We start from the raw sequence: 18,503 nt of genomic DNA, 5'->3' as shown, positions 1-18,503 counted from the left end.
ACCCAGTCGAATCCTTAATCCATTGATATCTTATAAACTTAATCTCATCACGTCAGGTTTAATCTCATCACGTCTGGTTTAATCTCATCACGTCAGGTCTGGTTTACTGTTCCTTGCTGGACAGGCTTTTAACCTGCCGTTAAGTTAACTTTGCCCTGATAATATAACTTCATTTGCTTCATTTCATTTTGACTGGTTGTTTTGCTCAATCATTTTTTGTGACCCTGTTATTGCATGATATTTAAGAACAGGCAGGTAATACTAAGTTTCTTGATCAGTCAACCTTTACAAAGAAAACTATTATAAGGAGAGCATTACTGCTTAATACCACATTCTGTGAACAAACCCTTGCAGTCTTCCGGACTCTCCAGAGAAGATTATGATCCTTCCGATCATTACGGTCCTTCCGACTATTACGATCCTTCCGATCAGTGATACACATGAAAACAGAAACAAAAAAAACCGGATCATCTGCTGAAGTTCCGGAAATATTCCGTAATACTGATACTTCTGACGCCGCCACAGAAAAACGAATTGTACTCACTATTGCGATACTTTCCGGATTTATTACCCCTTTTGACAGTTCGGCAGTAAATATTGCCCTGCCTACACTGGGGGCAGAATTTCATATGAACGCGATTGCTCTCTCCTGGGTTGCAACAGCGTACCTCCTCTCCTCAGCAGTTTTTCTCGTCCCGTTTGGAAAAATCGCAGATATTTACGGAAGGAAAAAAGTTTTCCTCTACGGCATTGCTATCTTCAGCCTTGCGTCCCTGGCAATGACCATAGTCCCTTCGACAGAAATTCTAATTGGAATTCGGGTTATCCAGGGTCTTGGGAGTGCTATGATCTTCGGAACAGGAGTTGCCATCGTTACCTCCGTCTTCCCTCAGGGTGAACGTGGAAAGGCTCTTGGGATCTATATCACTGCAGTTTACCTCGGGCTCTCCCTTGGTCCTTTCCTTGGAGGCTTAATGACGCAATATCTGGGCTGGAGGAGCATTTTCTTCGTAAATGTTCCCATAGGCATCTTAGCGGTTATCCTCATCCTCTGGAAGTTAAAAGGGGAATGGGCCGAGTGCAGGGGGGAGAAGTTCGACCTGATAGGATCCGGTCTCTATGGAGCAGCAGTCGTTGCTGTCATGTACGGGTTTTCAACTCTCCCGGAATTTAAAGGAGCTGCTCTCACAGCCGTGGGAATTCTAGGGATTATTGTCTTTGCTCTGTATGAGATGAGAATACCTTCTCCAGTTCTTGACATCAGGCTCCTGACAAAAAACAGGATTTTTGCCCTTTCAAACCTTGCCGCACTTATCAATTACAGTGCAACTTTTGCAGTGACTTTTCTCTTAAGCCTGGACCTGCAGTATACAAAAGGTTTCACACCCGAGCATTCAGGGCTTATCCTGATAGCGCAGCCAGTTGTCCAGGCCATGGTTTCCCCGATTGCCGGCAGGCTCTCTGACAGGATTGAGCCGCGGATTGTTGCATCGGCGGGGATGGCTCTCACAGCAATCGGGCTCTTCTTCCTAATTTTCCTTACAGAAACGACGCCCATTTCGCACCTGGTTCTCATCCTTCTCTTACTTGGGGCAGGTTTCGGGCTCTTCTCTTCCCCGAACACGAATGCAATTATGAGCTCAGTTGATAAAAGGTCCTACGGTGTTGCATCCGGGATGAATGGGACTATGCGGCTCCTCGGTCAGATGCTTTCGATGGGTATCGCAATGATGATTTTTGCGATTGTTATCGGCCCTGTGGAGATCACACCTGCGTATTACTCCCAGTTCGTTTTAAGCCTGCATTATGCGTTTATTCTGTTTACGATCTTCTGTACCATCGGGGTATTTGCATCTCTGGTTAGAGGAAAATCCGGTTTGGAAGTTCGCACGGGCATACCTGAAGCGGGTAAAAAACAGTAAATGAAGAGATAACGTGTCGGAGACAAGTATTATTGATTGTTACATGGATGCTCAAAAAGAAGGTAGATTGACGAGATGTGCTCTATTCTGAGCAATCTGGCGTCTTCAGAGGACGTGCAGCCATGGAGAGTTATATCTCAATTTTATATACTTTATCTGACATTTTCTGATAAGGAGTTTATAATATCTTTAATCTAAAATCTACTATCTGGCAGTTTTTTTTCTTTATTGCCAGATGTCCAGAGCAACAAGCTGGTTTGAACAAAACAACTGGGTGTACACCTAACTTAATCATTTCCAGGGGGTTTATATAATGAATATCTTTAACCAGGACACAGATAAAGGAAAGCATGTTTCCGGGATTGATAGGGGTAATGTCGTAATGTATGGGCTGAGCACCTGTGTATGGTGTAAAAAAACAAAGAAACTGCTCATCGATCTTGGAGTGGATTTTGAGTACGTTTATGTGGACAGGCTGGAAGAAGAGGACGAAAACGAAGCCGTTGAGAAGTTAAGACTTTTTAATCCCTCAGTTTCTTTTCCGACAACTATTATAAATGACGAAAAAGCAATTGTGGGTTTTAAGGAAAAACAAATCCGTGAAGCCCTTGGCTTTTGAGGGGGAATTGGGTTGAAAGAAGAGAAAGCTGACGAAGAAGGCATATCTGAAGAAAAAGTGGACACTGCCTATAAGCGGTTGAAACAGGAAGTTGAGAAATCAGGCTACCACCTGAACCCTGATGTCGAGTTCACAAAAGATCTTGTGCGTGGGCTGCTGACCAATGAGGAGCGTTACGGTTACTGGGCCTGCCCTTGCAGACTGGCTTCAGGAAATAAAGAGGAAGACCTTGATATCATCTGTCCCTGCTACTACAGGGACCCTGATCTTAACGATTATGGAGCCTGTTACTGCGCACTCTATGTTTCGGACGAGGTTATTCGAGAAGAAAGAGAAGTTGAGTCTATTCCGGAAAGGCGTCCTCCTCGCGAGGAAAGAGAAGCTGCCAGAGCCGAGGAACCTGCAAGAGTGGAGATGATGGAAACTATGGAATTTTCTGGGAAACTTTCAAAGCCGGTATGGAGATGTAAGGTTTGCGGATATCTCTGTGCCATGGAAGAGGCTCCAGGGGTCTGTCCTATCTGTAAGGCGAAAAAGGAAAGATTTGAACGGTTCATGTAATTACTGCATGAAATATCAAGGAATTTTTCCAGAATTTTTCCTCAAGAATTGTTGGGATTTTCCCGATAAAAATTCCCTTTTTCAAGGGAATTTTTTAAAATTAATTTTTCAGAATCCATATGCTTTGAGGTGAACCTCCGTCCTTTTGGAGGAATATCTACTGTTTCAAGTAGCACATTTCCTTTGTTGTCAGAATTTACCAAACGATTATTCTTTAACCTTGTAAGGAAATGCCATTCTTCAAGTGTGTAAGTCCTAAAAAAATTAAATGTCGATCTGCAGAGAATAGGATACATTAACCTTACATAGCAATCATTCCACTTTTCGAATAAGTTCTTTATCAATGTAGCATTCTCCTGTAATTATAAATATCATCTAATTTTATACTAATTACAGGATAACTCACATACACAACCAGATCGGAAATGGGGGATGGAAATAGATGAAAAATAAGGATAATTTATCCTTAACATTTTTGGCTTCAGCAGTCATGATTTGTTTATTAATTATCAGTTCATGTGCTGCACTGGCATCTGGCGAAGAAAATGCTTCGGATAATAACTCATCAGCAAATAATGGATTTCCGTATCCGCGTGGTACAGCCCCGGCATACGGAATGATGGGATGGGAGACGGGTACTCAATTTTTAACAGATAACGCTACGCTTGTCCACTTTGGATGGAGGACTTCCATAACTCCACAACAGTTTGTTGATAACATTAATAAAGGTAAAGAGCTGGGAATTTCTAAATATTTAGTAGCTACCAGCGGCCCGCAAATGGCTTCTGAAAGTTTTTGGAAATCAGTCAAGGATATGGGCGTTACTGATAATGATTTCTATGGGGTCTATTTTCCTGACGAGGAAGGAAGTCCTTCAACGCTTATCGCCATGCGCACAGCTATGAAGAAATACTTTTCCAATGCAATTGCTGGCGATTATTTAGGGGATATGCAAACCGGACTTGATAATAAAGAATTTATTCCGGGGCTGGATGTTTGTTACTTCACGACCTACACAAAATTTCATCCTGAACGCCCGCACGCTTGGGTATATGGGAATCTTATTGCCAATGCCCCGGATTGGAAAAACGCAGGGAAAACAGTATATGTAGCAACAGAAGCATTTGGTCAGGCTATTGAGGTGAATGCTTCCGACCCGGATTTGAATACTGCGAAAAAAGTGGCTGACCGGCATGAAAGTCAGATTGTGATGGGAATCTTAGGTGGAGCTCAGGGTGTTTTCTCATACGCTTACAAATATGCAGCCGATACCCCGGGCTATACCGGATGGGCAAGCTTTAAGCCGAAATATGAACAGGTCTGGCCATGGATTCTGGAAGGAAACCGGACATTCCTGACAACAAACGTAACCAGTGGCAGGACAAATATAACTTCAGATCCTGGCGATACAATCGATGCGGTTACAGCCTACATATTTACAGATGTGGATGGCAGAAAATTAATTGCATCATCAAGTATGCTTGATTTTACCGAAGCAAACGGCAAGGCAAATAATGCAACAATTATCGGCGTGCCAGATGGAACGTATGATGTCTTATGGGAGAACAGAACCGTGACTGTTACAGACGGAACCATCAATGATACCTGGCAGCCATACGAGTACCACTTCTACCAGTTAAGGATGGAGGACACGAACGAGAACACAACGGATAATACAAACGGAGAAGACAGACAGATAACATAAACAAATAACATAAACAAATAACATAAACAAATAACATAAACAAATAACATAAACAAATAACATAAACAAATAACATAAACAAATAACATAAACAAATAACATAAACAAATAACATAAACAGATAACATAAACAAATAACATAAACAGATAACATAAACAAATATCATATACAGATGACACTGCTACCGATAAGCTCTAAATGCCACCAGCAGTTCGGCTCAGGGTTTTTCACCGGAGGTCGGCAGGTTACATCCTCTGCTGACTCTCAATTCTTTTGCTGTTGATGCTGATTATTTCACCTTTTTTAGCTTTCTAAACAGATGGTGGTCCCGTATTAATCAATTGAAATTCTCCGGATATCCGAACTAGGATCTTGTCTTTTTGTTCTGCTTCTTGCAGGCTGGTCCTGTCAGGTCTGCAACGCAAAAAACAGACGAATACTTTTCTTGACCTGGGAAACCTCATTAAAATTAACAATAAATATCAGTGCCCCCGCCAGCTTTGTCTGGCGACCCTTCATAAAAGGAAAAAAGCAGAAAAAGCAAAAGAAGCAGATAGTTATCATTTCTCCTATCACTTTTAATTTATGTTATTTCTTTGAAGGTGTCAGATAAATCTTACTTGCAGGCTTATTCTCTTCTTCCTTCTCATTTTTGGGACTGCCACTCTCCTGTGTCGAGCAGGACAAGAACGACACGATATAGCGAATATTGTTGTATGGATTAATCAATTAGTCTTCTTAAGCGCAGCGAAACAGACCGCTTACTGTTGTGATTACATTGCAACTCCCAGAATATCTCCGATTTCCTGCGATCCTGAGGCGCAATTCGGGAAATGGACAATAAACAGGTTACCTATCAATCAAAAAATTATGCATATATACATATATTTTAATACAAAATAACTAATATATGGTGTAAAACTAAATCAGAAAGCTGTTAGACTCTTTTCAATGGTACATTGGGGGGCTGGATATGAAAAATAAAGCTGGATCAATATCTATTTTTATTTTAATTTTTATTTTACTGGTTGCAGTTGTATCGGCTGGAACGGAAACTCAGCTCACACAGGATGAGCGATTAACACAGCGCACAGCAATATATAAGAACTATGTTTTCTGGACAGAGTGTGCCGGAAATGATGTACATGCTTACGATCTGACTGCAGGAAACCGGATAAATATCACAGGGAATTCAGCAGGAGGTGAAATTAATGCATACGGGGATAAGGTGGTATGGACCGGAGATAGTGAAACTGTTTATATGTATGACATTTCCACAGGGAATGAAACTCTGATAGCATCCGGACGACGCGGTCCTGATATTTACGGAAACTACATAGTCTATACCAATAACTACTATTATGGGCAGGACCACCAGAATGACGGGATTTACCTTTACGACCTCAATACTCACAATGAAACCCGAATCGCTACGGTTTACAACTTTCCTGCCATATACGGGAACAAAGTAGTGTGGGCGCAGAAGAATAACAGCAGTGCTTATGATATTTACCTATATGATATATCCACTCAGGAAACAGGAAAAATAGCAACTGCAAATATCTCAACACCTGAGCCCAAACTCGACATCTTCGGAAATGTCGTGGTATGGACAGAATCAGGCAACGTATACATGCATGATATCGCTTCAAACAACACAACTCAGGTCACCAGTAATGTAAGTGCATACCAGCCTGCAATCTACGGGAACCTGATAGTGTATACGATAGGCGACCCTTATAGTGGGGGCAATAAAGACATCTACATGTATGAGATTTCCGCTGCCAGGACGACCCGCATAACTAACAGTACCCTTGCATTCAGCCCGTCTGTTTACGGCGATAAAATCGTCTATGCAGATTGCCGCAATAATCCGGAATATTGTGAAGCAAGAGATATTTATCTTTATGACCTCTCAAATACATCGAGTAATCTCACCGCCAATTTCACCGCCAATTTCACCGCCAATTTCACCGCCAATGTTAGTGTGGAAAACACAGCTTTGAACGTCTCTTTTAATGACACCAGTTTAGGAACCCCGGATGCATGGTACTGGGACTTCGGGGATGGAGAGGTTTCAAACGAGCAGGACACGGTTCATACCTATTTATATGAAGAAGCGTAAAACCCCTGAGTCTTTAGCTCAGGGGATATAAGCGTCAACTTCAACCTTGATTCCGTATGTAATATTCTGCCGCCTCTTTACTCACATTTCCAATAGTAGACGCAAAATAACCATCACTCTATAACGTATTCTCACCCCAATAATACTTTTTCAGATATTCTTTTTGAGTTTTCCATAACCTGTTAGTATATTCTTGTTTCAATTTTCTGACAATTGACAAAACGCTAACTTTCGGCTCACTCTTGATCAAGAAATGAATATGGTCTTTGCCAGTTTCCATTTCAAGGATTTCAAAGTTAGACTCTTTTGAAATGCCACTCATAATCTGTTTGAGTTCTTCGCTAATTGGTTCAAGTATGACTTTTCGGTATTTGCAAACAAAAATAACATGATACATTAACAAAAATTTGCTATGGTTCCGTGTTTCATACTTCATATTTAACAAAAAGTACGCATGTTGTTAAAGCATATGATACCTTTGTATGATGCAAGCGTTCAAATTTAGACTCTATCCTACAACTACACAAGCTATTCAATTGAATCAGCATATAGGTAGCTGTAGATTTGTCTATAATTGGGCACTTGACCAGAAAATTAAAACTTATGAGCAGACAGGGGAATCAATTTCCAGATTTGACTTAAACAAATTAATTCCTACTCTAAAGGCTTCTAATGAGTGGTTAGGAGAAGTTAACTCTCAATCATTACAGGGGATGACTAAGCAGGTTGAATCCGCTTTCACTAGATTCTTTAGAGAGAAAACAGGGTTTCCAAAGTTCAAATCAAAAAAGAATCCGATACAGTCTTTCCCTGTACCTCAACACTACACTGTAAACTTTGAAAATAATACTATTAAGCTTCCTAAAATAGAACCAATTAAAGCAGTTCTTCACAGGAAGTTTGAAGGAGAACCTAAAACGGCTACGTTATCAAGGACATGTAATGGACATTACTACATCAGTATCCTTGTTGAAGATGGAAAATAACTTCCAGTAAAGGAAGCTTTCACAGAATCAACAACAGTAGGAATTGATGTAGGTATCAAAGACTTTTCTGTCCTTTCAACAGGAGAAAAGGTTGAGAATCCAAAGTACTTGAAAAACTCTCTTAAAAGGCTCAAAGTATTACAGAAAAGAGTCTCAAGGAAACAGAAAGGCTCTAAGAACAGGGCAAAAGCTAAACGAAGACTTGCTGTACTCCATGACAAAATAACAAATCAGAGAAATGACTTCCAGAACAAACTCTCTTTTAGACTTGTTAGCGAAAACCAAGCTGTAGCTCTGGAAACTCTAAATGTTAAAGGCATGGTTAAGAATCATCACTTAGCACAGGCTATAAGTGATTCTTCGTGGAGTAGTTTTGTAACAAAGTTGGAATATAAGGCTCAATGGTTTGGAAAAACCGTCCTGAGAATAGGACAATTTGAACCCTCTTCTAAGCTATGTAGTGTGTGTGGATACCACAATAAAGAGCTTCAGCTAAAAGACAGAGAATGGATTTGTCCAGACTGTAAAACCAAACACGATAGAGACATTAATGCCGCTATCAATATCAAAAAATTCGCTCTCATAGATCAGAATCTAATTGGATTATGACACCGTAGGGACTACGGGGATGAGCTTGGGGACTTGCCCTCAATAGAGGGAGGAATGAACCAAGAAGCCACTCAGTCTTTAGCTGAGTGGTAGTTCACTAGCTGGAAACTATACAGTCTGTTTGACAGTAAGCAACACAAACAGTACGGATTCGAAGGTAGCTACGATAAGTGTAAAATAAGTGCAAGAAAAAGGGCTCTGGGATAAAAAGGGCTCTGGGATAAAAAGGGCTCTGGGGAAATCCTCTAAATTATATTTTTTACTCAAAAAGGTATAAAAGTGAGATTTTAAAATTATTCCTTATTTTTTATTCCCACAAAGCACCACAAAAAATAGCTACTGCTCGAAATGGATTTAGTACAGATCGTACAGAAATAGCATATAATTATTTCTGGATTGTAGGGCCAGAAAATTTCGAGGAAAAAAACCTTAATAAATCTCATTTAAACTTTTTACAGCATTCCTACAGTTTTGGTTAGGCTTTTTCTTTTCCTAATGATATCTCAACAGGGATCTTTCAGATTTTTAAACCTTTTTTTACTCCTACGGGAATAATAATAGGGCAGACGTTGCTAATACTACCTATTCTCATCAGATTTACTGTCACTGCTCTTGTGGGGTTAGCGCCCAGATAAAAGAATTGGCAATATCTCTCGGGGCCAGCACGTATCAAACAATAGTTATCATCATAAAAAAACAGTTGCCGTCATAAAAAAATAGTTCTCATCATAAAAGAATCCCGTTATGCTATAATGAGTGCCGTAATACTTGATTTTTGTTGGACCAACCGGATTCGAAAAAACTGTGCTGCTCAGGTAAATTGATTTACTGGAAAAACCGTCCTCCGGAACTATATATTTTGAAGGTACCGATGCTAATGAATCCAGTAATGCCCGGCTGGACATAAGACGGTAAATTGGGATGTTTTTCCAAAAACCTCTCGTTTTTAAGGCCAGCGTTTATGATAATATTGCTTATGGTTTGAAAATCAGGGGAAGAAAAGAGAATATGACGGGAGGATTAGAGAACTCCTTGAGTTGATAGGTCTTCCGGGTTACGAGTACAGATCCCAAGCTACTATTGCTGAATGAACCGACTGCAAATCTTGACCCCATATCTAAGAAGAAACTTGAGGAATTAATCCTGAAAATTAACCGTGAATCCGAAACAACCATTATACTGACCACTCATGACCTTTCACAGGACCAAAAGCTTGCAGACAGGATGATTATACTTTATAACGGGCAGATTCTGCAATCCGGAACGCCTGGAAAGATATTCAGGAAACCGAAAAACAGGCTTGTGGCTGATTTTGTTGGTATTGAAAATGTAATGAATGGGGAAATTGAGCAGAGTTCGGATGGTCTGGCAAGAATAAAAACAGATTCGATAACTGTGTTTACTTTGACTGAAAAAAAGGATAAAGTTAATTTCACGGTACGCCCTGATGAAATAACAGTATCCAGGGAAAAGGTACAAACCAGTGCCAGAAATAGAATTCAGGGTAAAGTTTATGGCATAATTGACACCGGATCACTTATCAAATTATTAGTAGATACCGGAGAATTCTTCACTGTTTTTATAACTCGTGAATTTCTTAATGAACTCAATATCTCTATAAATGAACTCAATATTTCTATAAATGAACTCAATATTTCTATAAATGAACTCAATATTTCTATAGGAACCAGTGTCTGGTTATATTTTAAAGCAGCTGCTGTTCATGTATTTTGAATCAAAAGGGGTTCAAATTTTGAGTCATAAATGATTCAAGCAATTATTTGATTTTTAGAATTGTATTTAGCTTTCAGAAATATTCTTTTTGTAAGATAATGCATTCGTTTTTGGGACAAAAAGTATTTTACCGATAAGTTCCTTTTCCACCACATTAACAATTGTGAATTTCATTTACTTATATAAATTTCTTCAAGTTTAAGTACCGCGCTAACATGGCCAGAGAGATACACAGGCTAACAAGGGTTGCAACCCAGATAAAACACCTGTGATGCTTCAGGAGACTCATAATTCGATCAGCGGTTGTATTGGTGGGAAGGAAGGCACAACGGTCTTCTGCATAAAATGTGATAACGGATCAATGGTCCCGTCATCACATGATGTTGTAATGGATGTGACTCTTGCGGTTTTTGTTAACGGACACCATGCTCTGATCGCAATGGCAAGTCCGACGATGCTTGAAGAATTTGTAACAGGGTTTTTATACACGGAATGGATCAAAAATGAGGAGCATTTTTAACTCTAAGGCGGGAAGTCCCCTTCCTCGGAGCGTTAGCGACAGGTGGGGGATGAATAATCATTTCGTTCAATGCGTGAAATATAGAAGAAAAGCTCTAACGAACCCTTTAGTTGTTGATTTTCTCAAAACAAAAATCCATAACATAAGTGAAACATTTGATGTTGAAGTGCTGAATATCGAGTGTGACAAAGACCATTTTCATTTATTATTTTCAGCAAAACCTTCGCTTGATATTCCAAAGTATATCAACACCATAAAACAATAACTTCAAGGGAGATTCGTAAAAACTTCCCTGAAGTAAAAACTATGTTATGGAAAGATACATTCTGGTCAAGATCGTATTTTATCGAATCGACAGGACAAATAACCATAGAAGGACAAGTAACCTTAGAAGGACAAGTAACCTTAGAAGGACAAGTAACCTTAGAAGGACAAGTAACCTTAGATATACTGAAGCAATGTGTGGAGAATCAAGGTAAATATGCATCTGACGAAGAAGATAAAGATCAATCCAACTGAAGAACAAGTAGATGTTCTTTGACAATTATCTGAACAGTGTAGATGCCTCTATAATTTCGCTTTAGCCAAAAGAAAAAGACTCATGGGAAACTAGATAAGAAACTGAACAAAGAAGTGTGAAATATATAGAACAACAGAATCATCTTCCAGCATTGAAAGAAAAATACCCTCAGTACAATATAGTGTATTCCAAAGTACTGCAATCGGTATTGAAAAAGCTTGATGCTAATTACAAATCATTCTTCTCATTCTGGAAAAATGGTGCTAAATCTGCAAGACCACCAAAGTTCAGAAGTGGAAAATACTTTATGACGTTGGTTTACAATCAAAGTGGATTCAAAATCAATAGTGAAAAACTTAGTTTCTTTCATAAGGCAAATGAAATCCCATTATCTTTTGAAGTCGGAAACGCCTGTGATTTATTGACAATCAAGCAGATAGAAATCTACAATGATGATCCATACAAGGGTAGAGGAAATTTCTTTGTATCAATAACATATGATGAAAATCCTATAAGTCCTATAACAGAGTATGTTGATAACGATTTGTATCAAGCAATAGATTTAGGAATCACGAAAATAGTAACAGCAGTAAACACTCAAGGAAAATTCTTTGAAGTTAAAACACCACGTTCAGATCAATACTGGAATACTAAAATAGATACAATCAAATCCAGAAAAGATCATTGTAAAAAAGGAAGTAATAGATGGAATCGACTGCACAAAACATATAGAAAGATGGAAGCAAAAAAGTCTAATCAGATCAAAGACTTTCAACATAAGTTTTCTAAAACCATGATTGAAAACACCAGAGCCAATAAAATAATTGTTGGTGATCTTAACGTAAAAAGTATGGCTCAATCAAAGAAAGTAACTGGAAAAAGAAAACGTTCTCAGAGTAGATCAACCCGGAATCAAGGATACCTTTCTCGTATCATCGAATTCTTGACCTACAAAGCAGAGCTTACAGGTAAAAGAGTGATAAGAATTGATGAAGCTTATACATCAAAGGAGTGCTGTGTCTGTGGAAAAAGACACAACATACCTCTTTGGGAAAGAACTATGAAATGTGATTGTGGAAACGTTATTGATAGGGATAGAAATAGTGCTATCAACATCATGAAACAGTTCTTATCACAGAATGCTTTGTGGACAGGCTATCAGAAATTTTCTGATAATCTTCGACAAACAGGATTACAGATGGATACTTGCATCACTGCAAATATCCAGGTGACGTAATCACTCGAAGGAAGCTCCGTCCTCGCTTTCATCAGAAAACAGGGCGGGGTAGTTCACTTATGAGTCCTTAATGCTTTATTACGGGTACTACAGGTTTAACTGAAAGTTTCAGTGCTACCTTGTGCTTATACTGTAGTACTTATCACGAATTATACTACAGATGCTTATTCCAAACCCTGATGCTTATTTTAGAGCCCTGCTCTTTTTCCAGAAGCAAGGCTTTGATGCAAATAAACGCGTACAATTCAAAATGTCTATTGAGGAATACTGATGAACGAGCCACTAAAAACAATAAGGGAAACAAAACCCCTGATTCATCACATTACCAACTGGGTAACTATTTACGACTGTGCAAATATGACGAGAGCTTTTGGCGCGCTTCCTGTAATGGCTCATGCCCCTGAAGAATGTGCCGACATGACAAGGATCTCATCGGCTCTCGTACTCAATATCGGGACCCTGACATCCGATATTATAGATTCCATGCTCCTTTCCGCTACCGCTGCAAACGAAAGGAATATTCCGGTGGTACTTGATGCGGTCGGTGTTGGGGCTACGAAATTCAGGGATGAAATGGCTGCAAAAATCCTTGGTTCGGCCCGTATTGACATCATCAAAGGCAATTACTCCGAAATTGCAAAACTGGCAGGTGAAAACGCTGAAACAAAGGGGGTTGAAGCTACCTCAATCAATGCCGACCCCGAGAAAGTTGCAGAAGCATTCGCAAAATCAGAATCATGTGTAGTGGTAATGACAGGAAAGGAAGACATAGTAAGCGACGGAAACAGGACATTTATTGTGAAGAACGGGCATGAATTGATGGGTTCAATTGTCGGGACCGGCTGCATGGCTGCCTCAATAATAGGTTTATTTGCTGCGGTCAATCGGGATTATTGCAATGCTGCCAAAGATGCCTTATGTTACTTCGGAGTTGCAGGAGAACTTGCAGCTGTAAAATCAAACGGACCCGGAAGTTTTAAGGTTCACCTGTATGATGAAGTGTTCAACCTGTCAGATGAGAAAATAAAATGTATGAGGAATGTCGAAGAAAGATGAAGCTGGAAAAAGGGACTTACCCCCGGTTTGCTTAACCGGTACGAATACTATTCGGGCACCCTGCTGGTGAACCTTTGCTGTGCACCTGCCATGCCATCTCGAATGGCGTCTTTCGATCATTTTCGTCCAGCACCCTGGCGAATGGAGCCTGCCACCTTTGAATACATGACAATATAAATATCGGGCACAGAAAAGCTGATTAGTATATTATCAATAATTTATGAGTTGGCTCCTGATTAATTTATTTATTAAGTGGATCCGAATTATTTTTAAACACGTACAATGAATGGGCTGAAGCATTATGGATCAGAAAAACTCCAATCCGAAAAATTTCAATCAAAAAAATCTTCCCCGGAAAATTTCCCTTTTAAAAGAGATTGACTTTTACCTTGTAACAGACTCCGGACTCTCAAAGAAAGGGACTTTATCCGATGTAAGAGAAGCAGTTGAAGCAGGCTGCAAAATTGTTCAGTACCGGGAGAAAAACAAGAGTACAAAAGAAATGGTCAATGAAGCATCTGAAATCAAAAGAATATGCGGCAAAAGAGCAATATTTCTTGTAAACGACCGGATTGACGTTGCTCTGGCAGTTGACGCGGATGGAGTTCACATAGGTCAGGACGACATGCCAATTGAAACTGCAAGAACACTTCTGGGTGCAGATAAGATAATCGGCCTCACTGTTCACACCGTTGATGAAGCAATCGAGGCAGAGATAAATGGTGCAAATTATGTAGGTTTGGGCTCCATATTCGATACTGCTACTAAAAAAGATGCAGGAAAAGGAATTGGTCCTGCCAGAATAAGAGAAGTTAAAAATGCGATAAAAATTCCGGTAACAGCTATTGGCGGAATAAATAAAGAAAACTGCAAAATTGTAGTTGAAAATGGAGCTGACAGCCTTGTTGCAATTTCTGCAGTAGTTTGCAGCGACGATGTAAAAAAGGAAACTGCAGATTTCATAGATATAATTCAAAAAATCAAAAACAGAAATGTATAAGTGCATTTTTCAGGCAGAACTTAATTCTGTCCTGATTATATTCTCACAGACTTTTTATGATATTCTTACTTTCTGGTTTTTCCTTGTTATTTTTATCACGTTTGATCTTTCTTCATTTTAACTGCCTGTTATTCCGTAATACAGGTGCTACTGCAGTTGCTCTCAATTCCTCTGGCACTTGTACAGATCTTGCAGATCCTTGGTACAAAGTCGTCGACTTTATTGTCGATTAAGTCCTGAGCAAGTTTTTCAATCAATTTTTTTGTTTCACCCTGGAACTCAATTCTGTATCCTCTTTTTCCCGATATATACTGGGAAACTGCCGAAGGTGCAATCCCCAGCAACTTTGCGGAAGCTGCCTGTGACTGTCCTTTATTTACAAGTTCGATTGCAAGACTGGCCCTTATTGCGGGGACCAGATCCCACACAATCTTCTGACACGGAGTTTCCATAGTTACCATCACTTTTTGATATTTACAATTGAGAATAATATAACCTATGTATGTATATATTTATTATCAGTGCTATAAATAATAATAAGATTGCCCTGTGAAGCAATAATCTAATGAAAAAATAACTATTCAGCCATATGAAATATGCTTTTTCAGCAAAAAACTGCAATTCTCAGATAATAGTGGAGCTCTATTGAGCACCGCTAGAATAGTATCCCTGACATTCGGGTCATTCTTTTTAGTGCTTGATTGTTATCAAACGAAACTGTCAGGTTATTGAGGAATCTCTAAACTATTTGTAACAATTCAGGTAGCCTTTGAAAGGCTACAATTTTTCCTCTTTTCGAGGAAAAATTGCATATAAATTGAATCCTATTTTGTTTCGTTATTATGCTTACACGTGAAGAGATCCTCGTTATCTATGAAGCTGGTCCTGAAGCTGTAATTTCTGTAATCCAGAGACTTGAAACTATCATAGAAGAACAAGCTATTCGAATTGCTGAACTAGAAGAACGTGTAAGGATTTTAGAATCTCGCTTAAATCAAAATAGCAGAAACAGCAGTAAACCTCCTTCTACTGATTTTTTAGTCAAAGAAAAACCTAATCCCAAGAGTCTCCGGAAAAAGAGTGGGAAGAAACCTGGAGGTCAAGAAGGTCATCCAGGCACAACTCTTGATATGGTTAATGATCCTGATTAGGTAATTGAACATTCTTTGACCTGCTGCAAAGAATGTGGACATACTCTTGAGGATGTTGAAGTTGAAGCTTATGAGAGAAGACAAATTTTTGATATTCCTCCTGTAAATCTAATTGTTACGGAACATCGAAGTCAGATTAAGACCTGTACTCACTGTGGAAAATCAAATAAAGCTTCTTTTCCAGAATCTGTGAAATATCCCGTCCAGTATGGTCCTAATATTTTAGCTTCAGCAATTTACTGTAAAAACTACCAGTTTATTCCCTACAAAAGGATTTTAGAGTTTTTTGATGACGTTATGGGGATAAAAATCTGTTCTGCTACGATAATCAGAGCAGAAAAAGAATGCTTCCGGAATTTAGAGGAGTTTGAAAATGTGAGTCAGGAGAGGTTAATAACTTCTCCTGTAATCCATTGTGATGAAACTGGGATGAAAATTGAAGGAAAAAGGCATTGGCTTCATGTAGCTTCTAATGACAAATACACCTGTTATTTTGCTCACTCAAAAAGAGGATCAGAAGCAATTAATGCCATGGGAATTCTTCCAGAGTTTAAAGGAATAGCAGTTCATGACGGATGGAAACCCTATAACAGTTATGAATGTGATCATGCTCTTTGCAATGCTCATCTCCAGAGAGAACTTACTGGAATTGAGGAGAACTATAAACAGCAATGGGCTAAAGAGATGAATGAACTGTTAACAGAAATGAAAAAGTATACTGATGAGTGTAAAGAGCAGGTCAAAGATCTGGACTTTGAGCAAATTAAAGTGTTAGAAGAAAGGTTCGATGCTGTAGTCATGAAAGGGATTGAAGAAAATCCACCTTCTCTAAACCCTGAAAAACAAGGAAAACGTGGTAAAAATCCAAAAACAAAAGCAAGGAACCTACTTGACAGGTTTATAGAAAACAAAAAACAGATCCTGAGATTCCTCAATGACTTGAGAGTTCCGTTTGAGAATAACCAAGCAGAAAGAGACATAAGGATGATGAAATTACAGCAGAAAATATCAGGAACTTTCAGAACTATACAAGGAGCGGAAGCTTTCTGCAGAATTAGAGCTTATATCTCAACCATTAAAAAGAACGATTTACCTGTTATAGACGGTATTCTCGCGGCGCTCAAAGGAGCGCCGCTATTATTCTGAGAATTTCAGCATTTTGCTGAAAAAACATACTTTTTTATCAGTGGCTGAATAGTTACAACTATTTTTTGAATTTTAGACTCCAGGCAATGTTTTTTTCGGTTAAGAGATACTTTTTTATAGAAATATCACAATTGTGAAGATCACGTCACAATTGTGAATGTATGTACAAAGTAAATGTATGTCAGAATGACAGAGTGGCTATGCTTCCGGCTGCAACCCGGAGCTATGTGAATTCGATTCTCACTTCTAAATTGAAAACCCCGGTCTGGAGACAAAATAAAATGGAAAACAAAAACGAAAATCAAACTGGAGAAAAAGGGTTGAAAAGAAGAAGCCTGGTAAACCCGGGTATCTCAACCCTCGCGATACATGCCGGTTCAAAACCTGATCCAGCTACAGGAGCAAGGTCAGTTCCGATTTATCAGACAGCAGCGTATGTATTTAAAGACACTGAAGAAGCAGCCGACCTTTTCGGGCTCAGAAAAGAAGGCAATATCTATACACGCCTGATGAACCCTACAACCGATGTCTTTGAAAATAAAATTGCTGCTCTCGAAGGAGGTATAGACGCCCTTGCAACAGCCTCAGGGATGGCTGCAATTACAACGGGTCTTCTAACTTTTACAAAACCCGGAGATGAGATCGTTTCAGGGGACAAGCTCTATGGAGGGACCTACGAGCTTTTCAATTATACGTTCCCCAAACTCGGAAGGACTGTAAAATTCGTAAACTCAACAAACCCTGAGGAATTTAAAAATGCAATCACCGAGAACACAAAAGCCCTGTATGTGGAATCAATAGGAAACCCGGGACTGGACGTCGCTGACCTTGAAAAACTTGCAGAGATTGCTCATGCAGCAGGAATCCCCCTTGTCGTGGACAATACTGTTTCTCCTTTGATCTTGAGGCCAATAGAACACGGAGCAGATATAGTCGTCTGTTCTGCAACAAAATTCATAGGAGGACACGGGACTTCGATAGGTGGGGTAATTATTGACTCCGGAAACTTTGACTGGAGCCCTGAGAAGTTCCCTGAAATCTGCGACCCCGACCCTGGATACCACGGCCTGAAGTATAAGGAAGCTTTCGGAAAGGCAGCTTTTATTGGAAAAGCGAGGGTTCAGTTCATGAGGGATACAGGCGCATGCATTTCCCCTTTTAATTCATTCCTGTTCATATTGGGGCTTGAGACCCTCCCCCTGAGAATGAAAAAACACTGCGACAATGCCCTTGCAGTTGCAAAGTTCCTGGAGGGTCATCCGAAAGTTTCCTGGGTCTCTTATCCTGGCCTTGAGTCTCACAGGAGCCATGAACTTGCACAGAAATACCTCACATCAGGTTCTGGTGCGATAATAGGATTTGGAATTAAAGGTGGAATTAGTGCGTGCAAAACGTTTATTGAAAGCCTTGAGATCTTTTCCCACCTTGCAAATATCGGGGATACAAAAAGCCTTGTAATCCATCCAGCTTCAACCACCCATGAACAGCTTTCAAAAGAAGAACAGCTGGCATGTGGAGTAACTGAAGACTTCATCAGGCTTTCCATAGGAATCGAGGATGAAAAAGACCTGATTTTCGACATCAAACAGGCACTTTCCGAGGTCTGAGTAA

General features: G+C 39.6%; 13 protein-coding genes and 4 pseudogenes. 14 read left to right on the top strand and 3 right to left on the bottom strand.

What is annotated here, in order from left to right; all coding sequences use genetic code 11:
- Positions 1-440: 440 nt before the first annotated feature.
- From MSWH1_RS09635 to MSWH1_RS09625, 3 genes are all read left to right on the top strand, one after another.
- Complete coding sequence (locus tag MSWH1_RS09635; protein ID WP_048128054.1) at positions 441-1,922, top strand: MFS transporter; 1,482 nt, start codon at positions 441-443, stop codon at positions 1,920-1,922.
- A gap of 313 nt (positions 1,923-2,235) precedes the next feature.
- Positions 2,236-2,541 carry a glutaredoxin family protein gene (locus tag MSWH1_RS09630; protein WP_048128052.1) on the top strand — a complete coding sequence of 102 codons (306 nt, stop codon included), beginning with the start codon at positions 2,236-2,238 and terminating at the stop codon, positions 2,539-2,541.
- 12 nt (positions 2,542-2,553) lie between these two features.
- The gene (locus tag MSWH1_RS09625; protein WP_048128050.1) at positions 2,554-3,102 is read left to right on the top strand and encodes a ferredoxin-thioredoxin reductase catalytic domain-containing protein; all 549 of its coding nucleotides are present in this window, start codon (positions 2,554-2,556) and stop codon (positions 3,100-3,102) included.
- A 41-nt stretch (positions 3,103-3,143) separates the two neighbouring features.
- Here MSWH1_RS09625 and MSWH1_RS09620 read toward each other — a convergent pair whose 3' ends face one another.
- Positions 3,144-3,446, bottom strand: coding sequence for a hypothetical protein (locus tag MSWH1_RS09620; protein ID WP_048128048.1), 303 nt, complete (start codon positions 3,444-3,446; stop codon positions 3,144-3,146).
- A gap of 98 nt (positions 3,447-3,544) precedes the next feature.
- Here MSWH1_RS09620 and MSWH1_RS09615 point away from each other — a divergent pair, with 98 nt between their 5' ends.
- Both MSWH1_RS09615 and MSWH1_RS09605 read left to right on the top strand, forming a co-directional pair.
- Complete coding sequence (locus MSWH1_RS09615; protein WP_048128046.1) at positions 3,545-4,807, top strand: hypothetical protein; 1,263 nt, start codon at positions 3,545-3,547, stop codon at positions 4,805-4,807.
- A 974-nt stretch (positions 4,808-5,781) separates the two neighbouring features.
- Positions 5,782-6,933 carry a PKD domain-containing protein gene (locus tag MSWH1_RS09605; RefSeq protein ID WP_082088096.1) on the top strand — a complete coding sequence of 384 codons (1,152 nt, stop codon included), beginning with the start codon at positions 5,782-5,784 and terminating at the stop codon, positions 6,931-6,933.
- Between the two features lie 40 nt (positions 6,934-6,973).
- Here MSWH1_RS09605 and tnpA (MSWH1_RS09600) read toward each other — a convergent pair.
- Positions 6,974-7,369, bottom strand: a pseudogene (tnpA, locus tag MSWH1_RS09600) (IS200/IS605 family transposase).
- A gap of 46 nt (positions 7,370-7,415) precedes the next feature.
- Between tnpA (MSWH1_RS09600) and tnpB the strand changes: the two are divergent.
- From tnpB to thiE, 7 genes and pseudogenes are all read left to right on the top strand, one after another.
- Positions 7,416-8,528, top strand: a pseudogene (gene tnpB, locus MSWH1_RS09595) (IS200/IS605 family element RNA-guided endonuclease TnpB).
- A gap of 1,224 nt (positions 8,529-9,752) precedes the next feature.
- Positions 9,753-10,262 (top strand): hypothetical protein, encoded by a 510-nt coding sequence (locus tag MSWH1_RS20165; protein ID WP_231591712.1) that lies wholly within the window; start codon positions 9,753-9,755, stop codon positions 10,260-10,262.
- A gap of 271 nt (positions 10,263-10,533) precedes the next feature.
- Positions 10,534-10,782, top strand: coding sequence for a hypothetical protein (locus MSWH1_RS09585; RefSeq protein WP_048128042.1), 249 nt, complete (start codon positions 10,534-10,536; stop codon positions 10,780-10,782).
- Positions 10,766-11,301 (top strand): annotated as a pseudogene (tnpA, locus tag MSWH1_RS20840) (IS200/IS605 family transposase). The gene MSWH1_RS09585 and the pseudogene tnpA (MSWH1_RS20840) overlap by 17 nt, the downstream one beginning before the upstream one ends.
- Positions 11,302-11,417: 116 nt before the next feature.
- Positions 11,418-12,539, top strand: coding sequence for a transposase (locus MSWH1_RS09575; RefSeq protein WP_231591709.1), 1,122 nt, complete (start codon positions 11,418-11,420; stop codon positions 12,537-12,539).
- 270 nt (positions 12,540-12,809) lie between these two features.
- Positions 12,810-13,595 (top strand): hydroxyethylthiazole kinase, encoded by a 786-nt coding sequence (thiM, locus tag MSWH1_RS09570; RefSeq protein WP_048128040.1) that lies wholly within the window; start codon positions 12,810-12,812, stop codon positions 13,593-13,595.
- Between the two features lie 301 nt (positions 13,596-13,896).
- Positions 13,897-14,595, top strand: coding sequence for a thiamine phosphate synthase (thiE, locus tag MSWH1_RS09565; protein ID WP_052722656.1), 699 nt, complete (start codon positions 13,897-13,899; stop codon positions 14,593-14,595).
- A 128-nt stretch (positions 14,596-14,723) separates the two neighbouring features.
- Here thiE and MSWH1_RS09560 read toward each other — a convergent pair whose 3' ends face one another.
- Complete coding sequence (locus tag MSWH1_RS09560) at positions 14,724-15,047, bottom strand: transcriptional regulator (RefSeq protein ID WP_048128039.1); 324 nt, start codon at positions 15,045-15,047, stop codon at positions 14,724-14,726.
- 390 nt (positions 15,048-15,437) lie between these two features.
- Between MSWH1_RS09560 and tnpC the strand changes: the two are divergent.
- Both tnpC and MSWH1_RS09545 read left to right on the top strand, forming a co-directional pair.
- Positions 15,438-16,892: pseudogene (tnpC, locus tag MSWH1_RS09550) on the top strand (IS66 family transposase).
- Positions 16,893-17,173: 281 nt separating this feature from the next.
- Positions 17,174-18,499, top strand: coding sequence for an O-acetylhomoserine aminocarboxypropyltransferase/cysteine synthase family protein (locus tag MSWH1_RS09545; RefSeq protein WP_082088094.1), 1,326 nt, complete (start codon positions 17,174-17,176; stop codon positions 18,497-18,499).
- The last annotated feature ends 4 nt before the right edge of the window (positions 18,500-18,503 follow it).

Origin of the sequence: Methanosarcina sp. WH1 (assembly GCF_000970005.1) — an archaeon.
GTDB lineage: Archaea > Halobacteriota > Methanosarcinia > Methanosarcinales > Methanosarcinaceae > Methanosarcina.
Note: the sequence above shows the minus strand (reverse complement) of the source record. Positions and strands in the feature narration are given on the sequence as shown.

Excerpts from the sequence above, each read along its gene's own strand:
- MSWH1_RS09635 (WP_048128054.1), top strand. The coding sequence starts at position 441 with ATGAAAACAGAAACAAAAAAAACCGGATCATCTGCTGAAGTTCCGGAA.
- MSWH1_RS09630 (WP_048128052.1), top strand. The coding sequence starts at position 2,236 with ATGAATATCTTTAACCAGGACACAGATAAAGGAAAGCATGTTTCCGGG.
- MSWH1_RS09615 (WP_048128046.1), top strand. The coding sequence starts at position 3,545 with ATGAAAAATAAGGATAATTTATCCTTAACATTTTTGGCTTCAGCAGTC.
- MSWH1_RS09605 (WP_082088096.1), top strand. The coding sequence starts at position 5,782 with ATGAAAAATAAAGCTGGATCAATATCTATTTTTATTTTAATTTTTATT.
- MSWH1_RS20165 (WP_231591712.1), top strand. The coding sequence starts at position 9,753 with ATGATTATACTTTATAACGGGCAGATTCTGCAATCCGGAACGCCTGGA.
- MSWH1_RS09585 (WP_048128042.1), top strand. The coding sequence starts at position 10,534 with ATGCTTCAGGAGACTCATAATTCGATCAGCGGTTGTATTGGTGGGAAG.
- thiM (WP_048128040.1), top strand. The coding sequence starts at position 12,810 with ATGAACGAGCCACTAAAAACAATAAGGGAAACAAAACCCCTGATTCAT.
- thiE (WP_052722656.1), top strand. The coding sequence starts at position 13,897 with ATGGATCAGAAAAACTCCAATCCGAAAAATTTCAATCAAAAAAATCTT.
- MSWH1_RS09560 (WP_048128039.1), bottom strand. The coding sequence starts at position 15,047 with ATGGAAACTCCGTGTCAGAAGATTGTGTGGGATCTGGTCCCCGCAATA.
- MSWH1_RS09545 (WP_082088094.1), top strand. The coding sequence starts at position 17,174 with ATGGAAAACAAAAACGAAAATCAAACTGGAGAAAAAGGGTTGAAAAGA.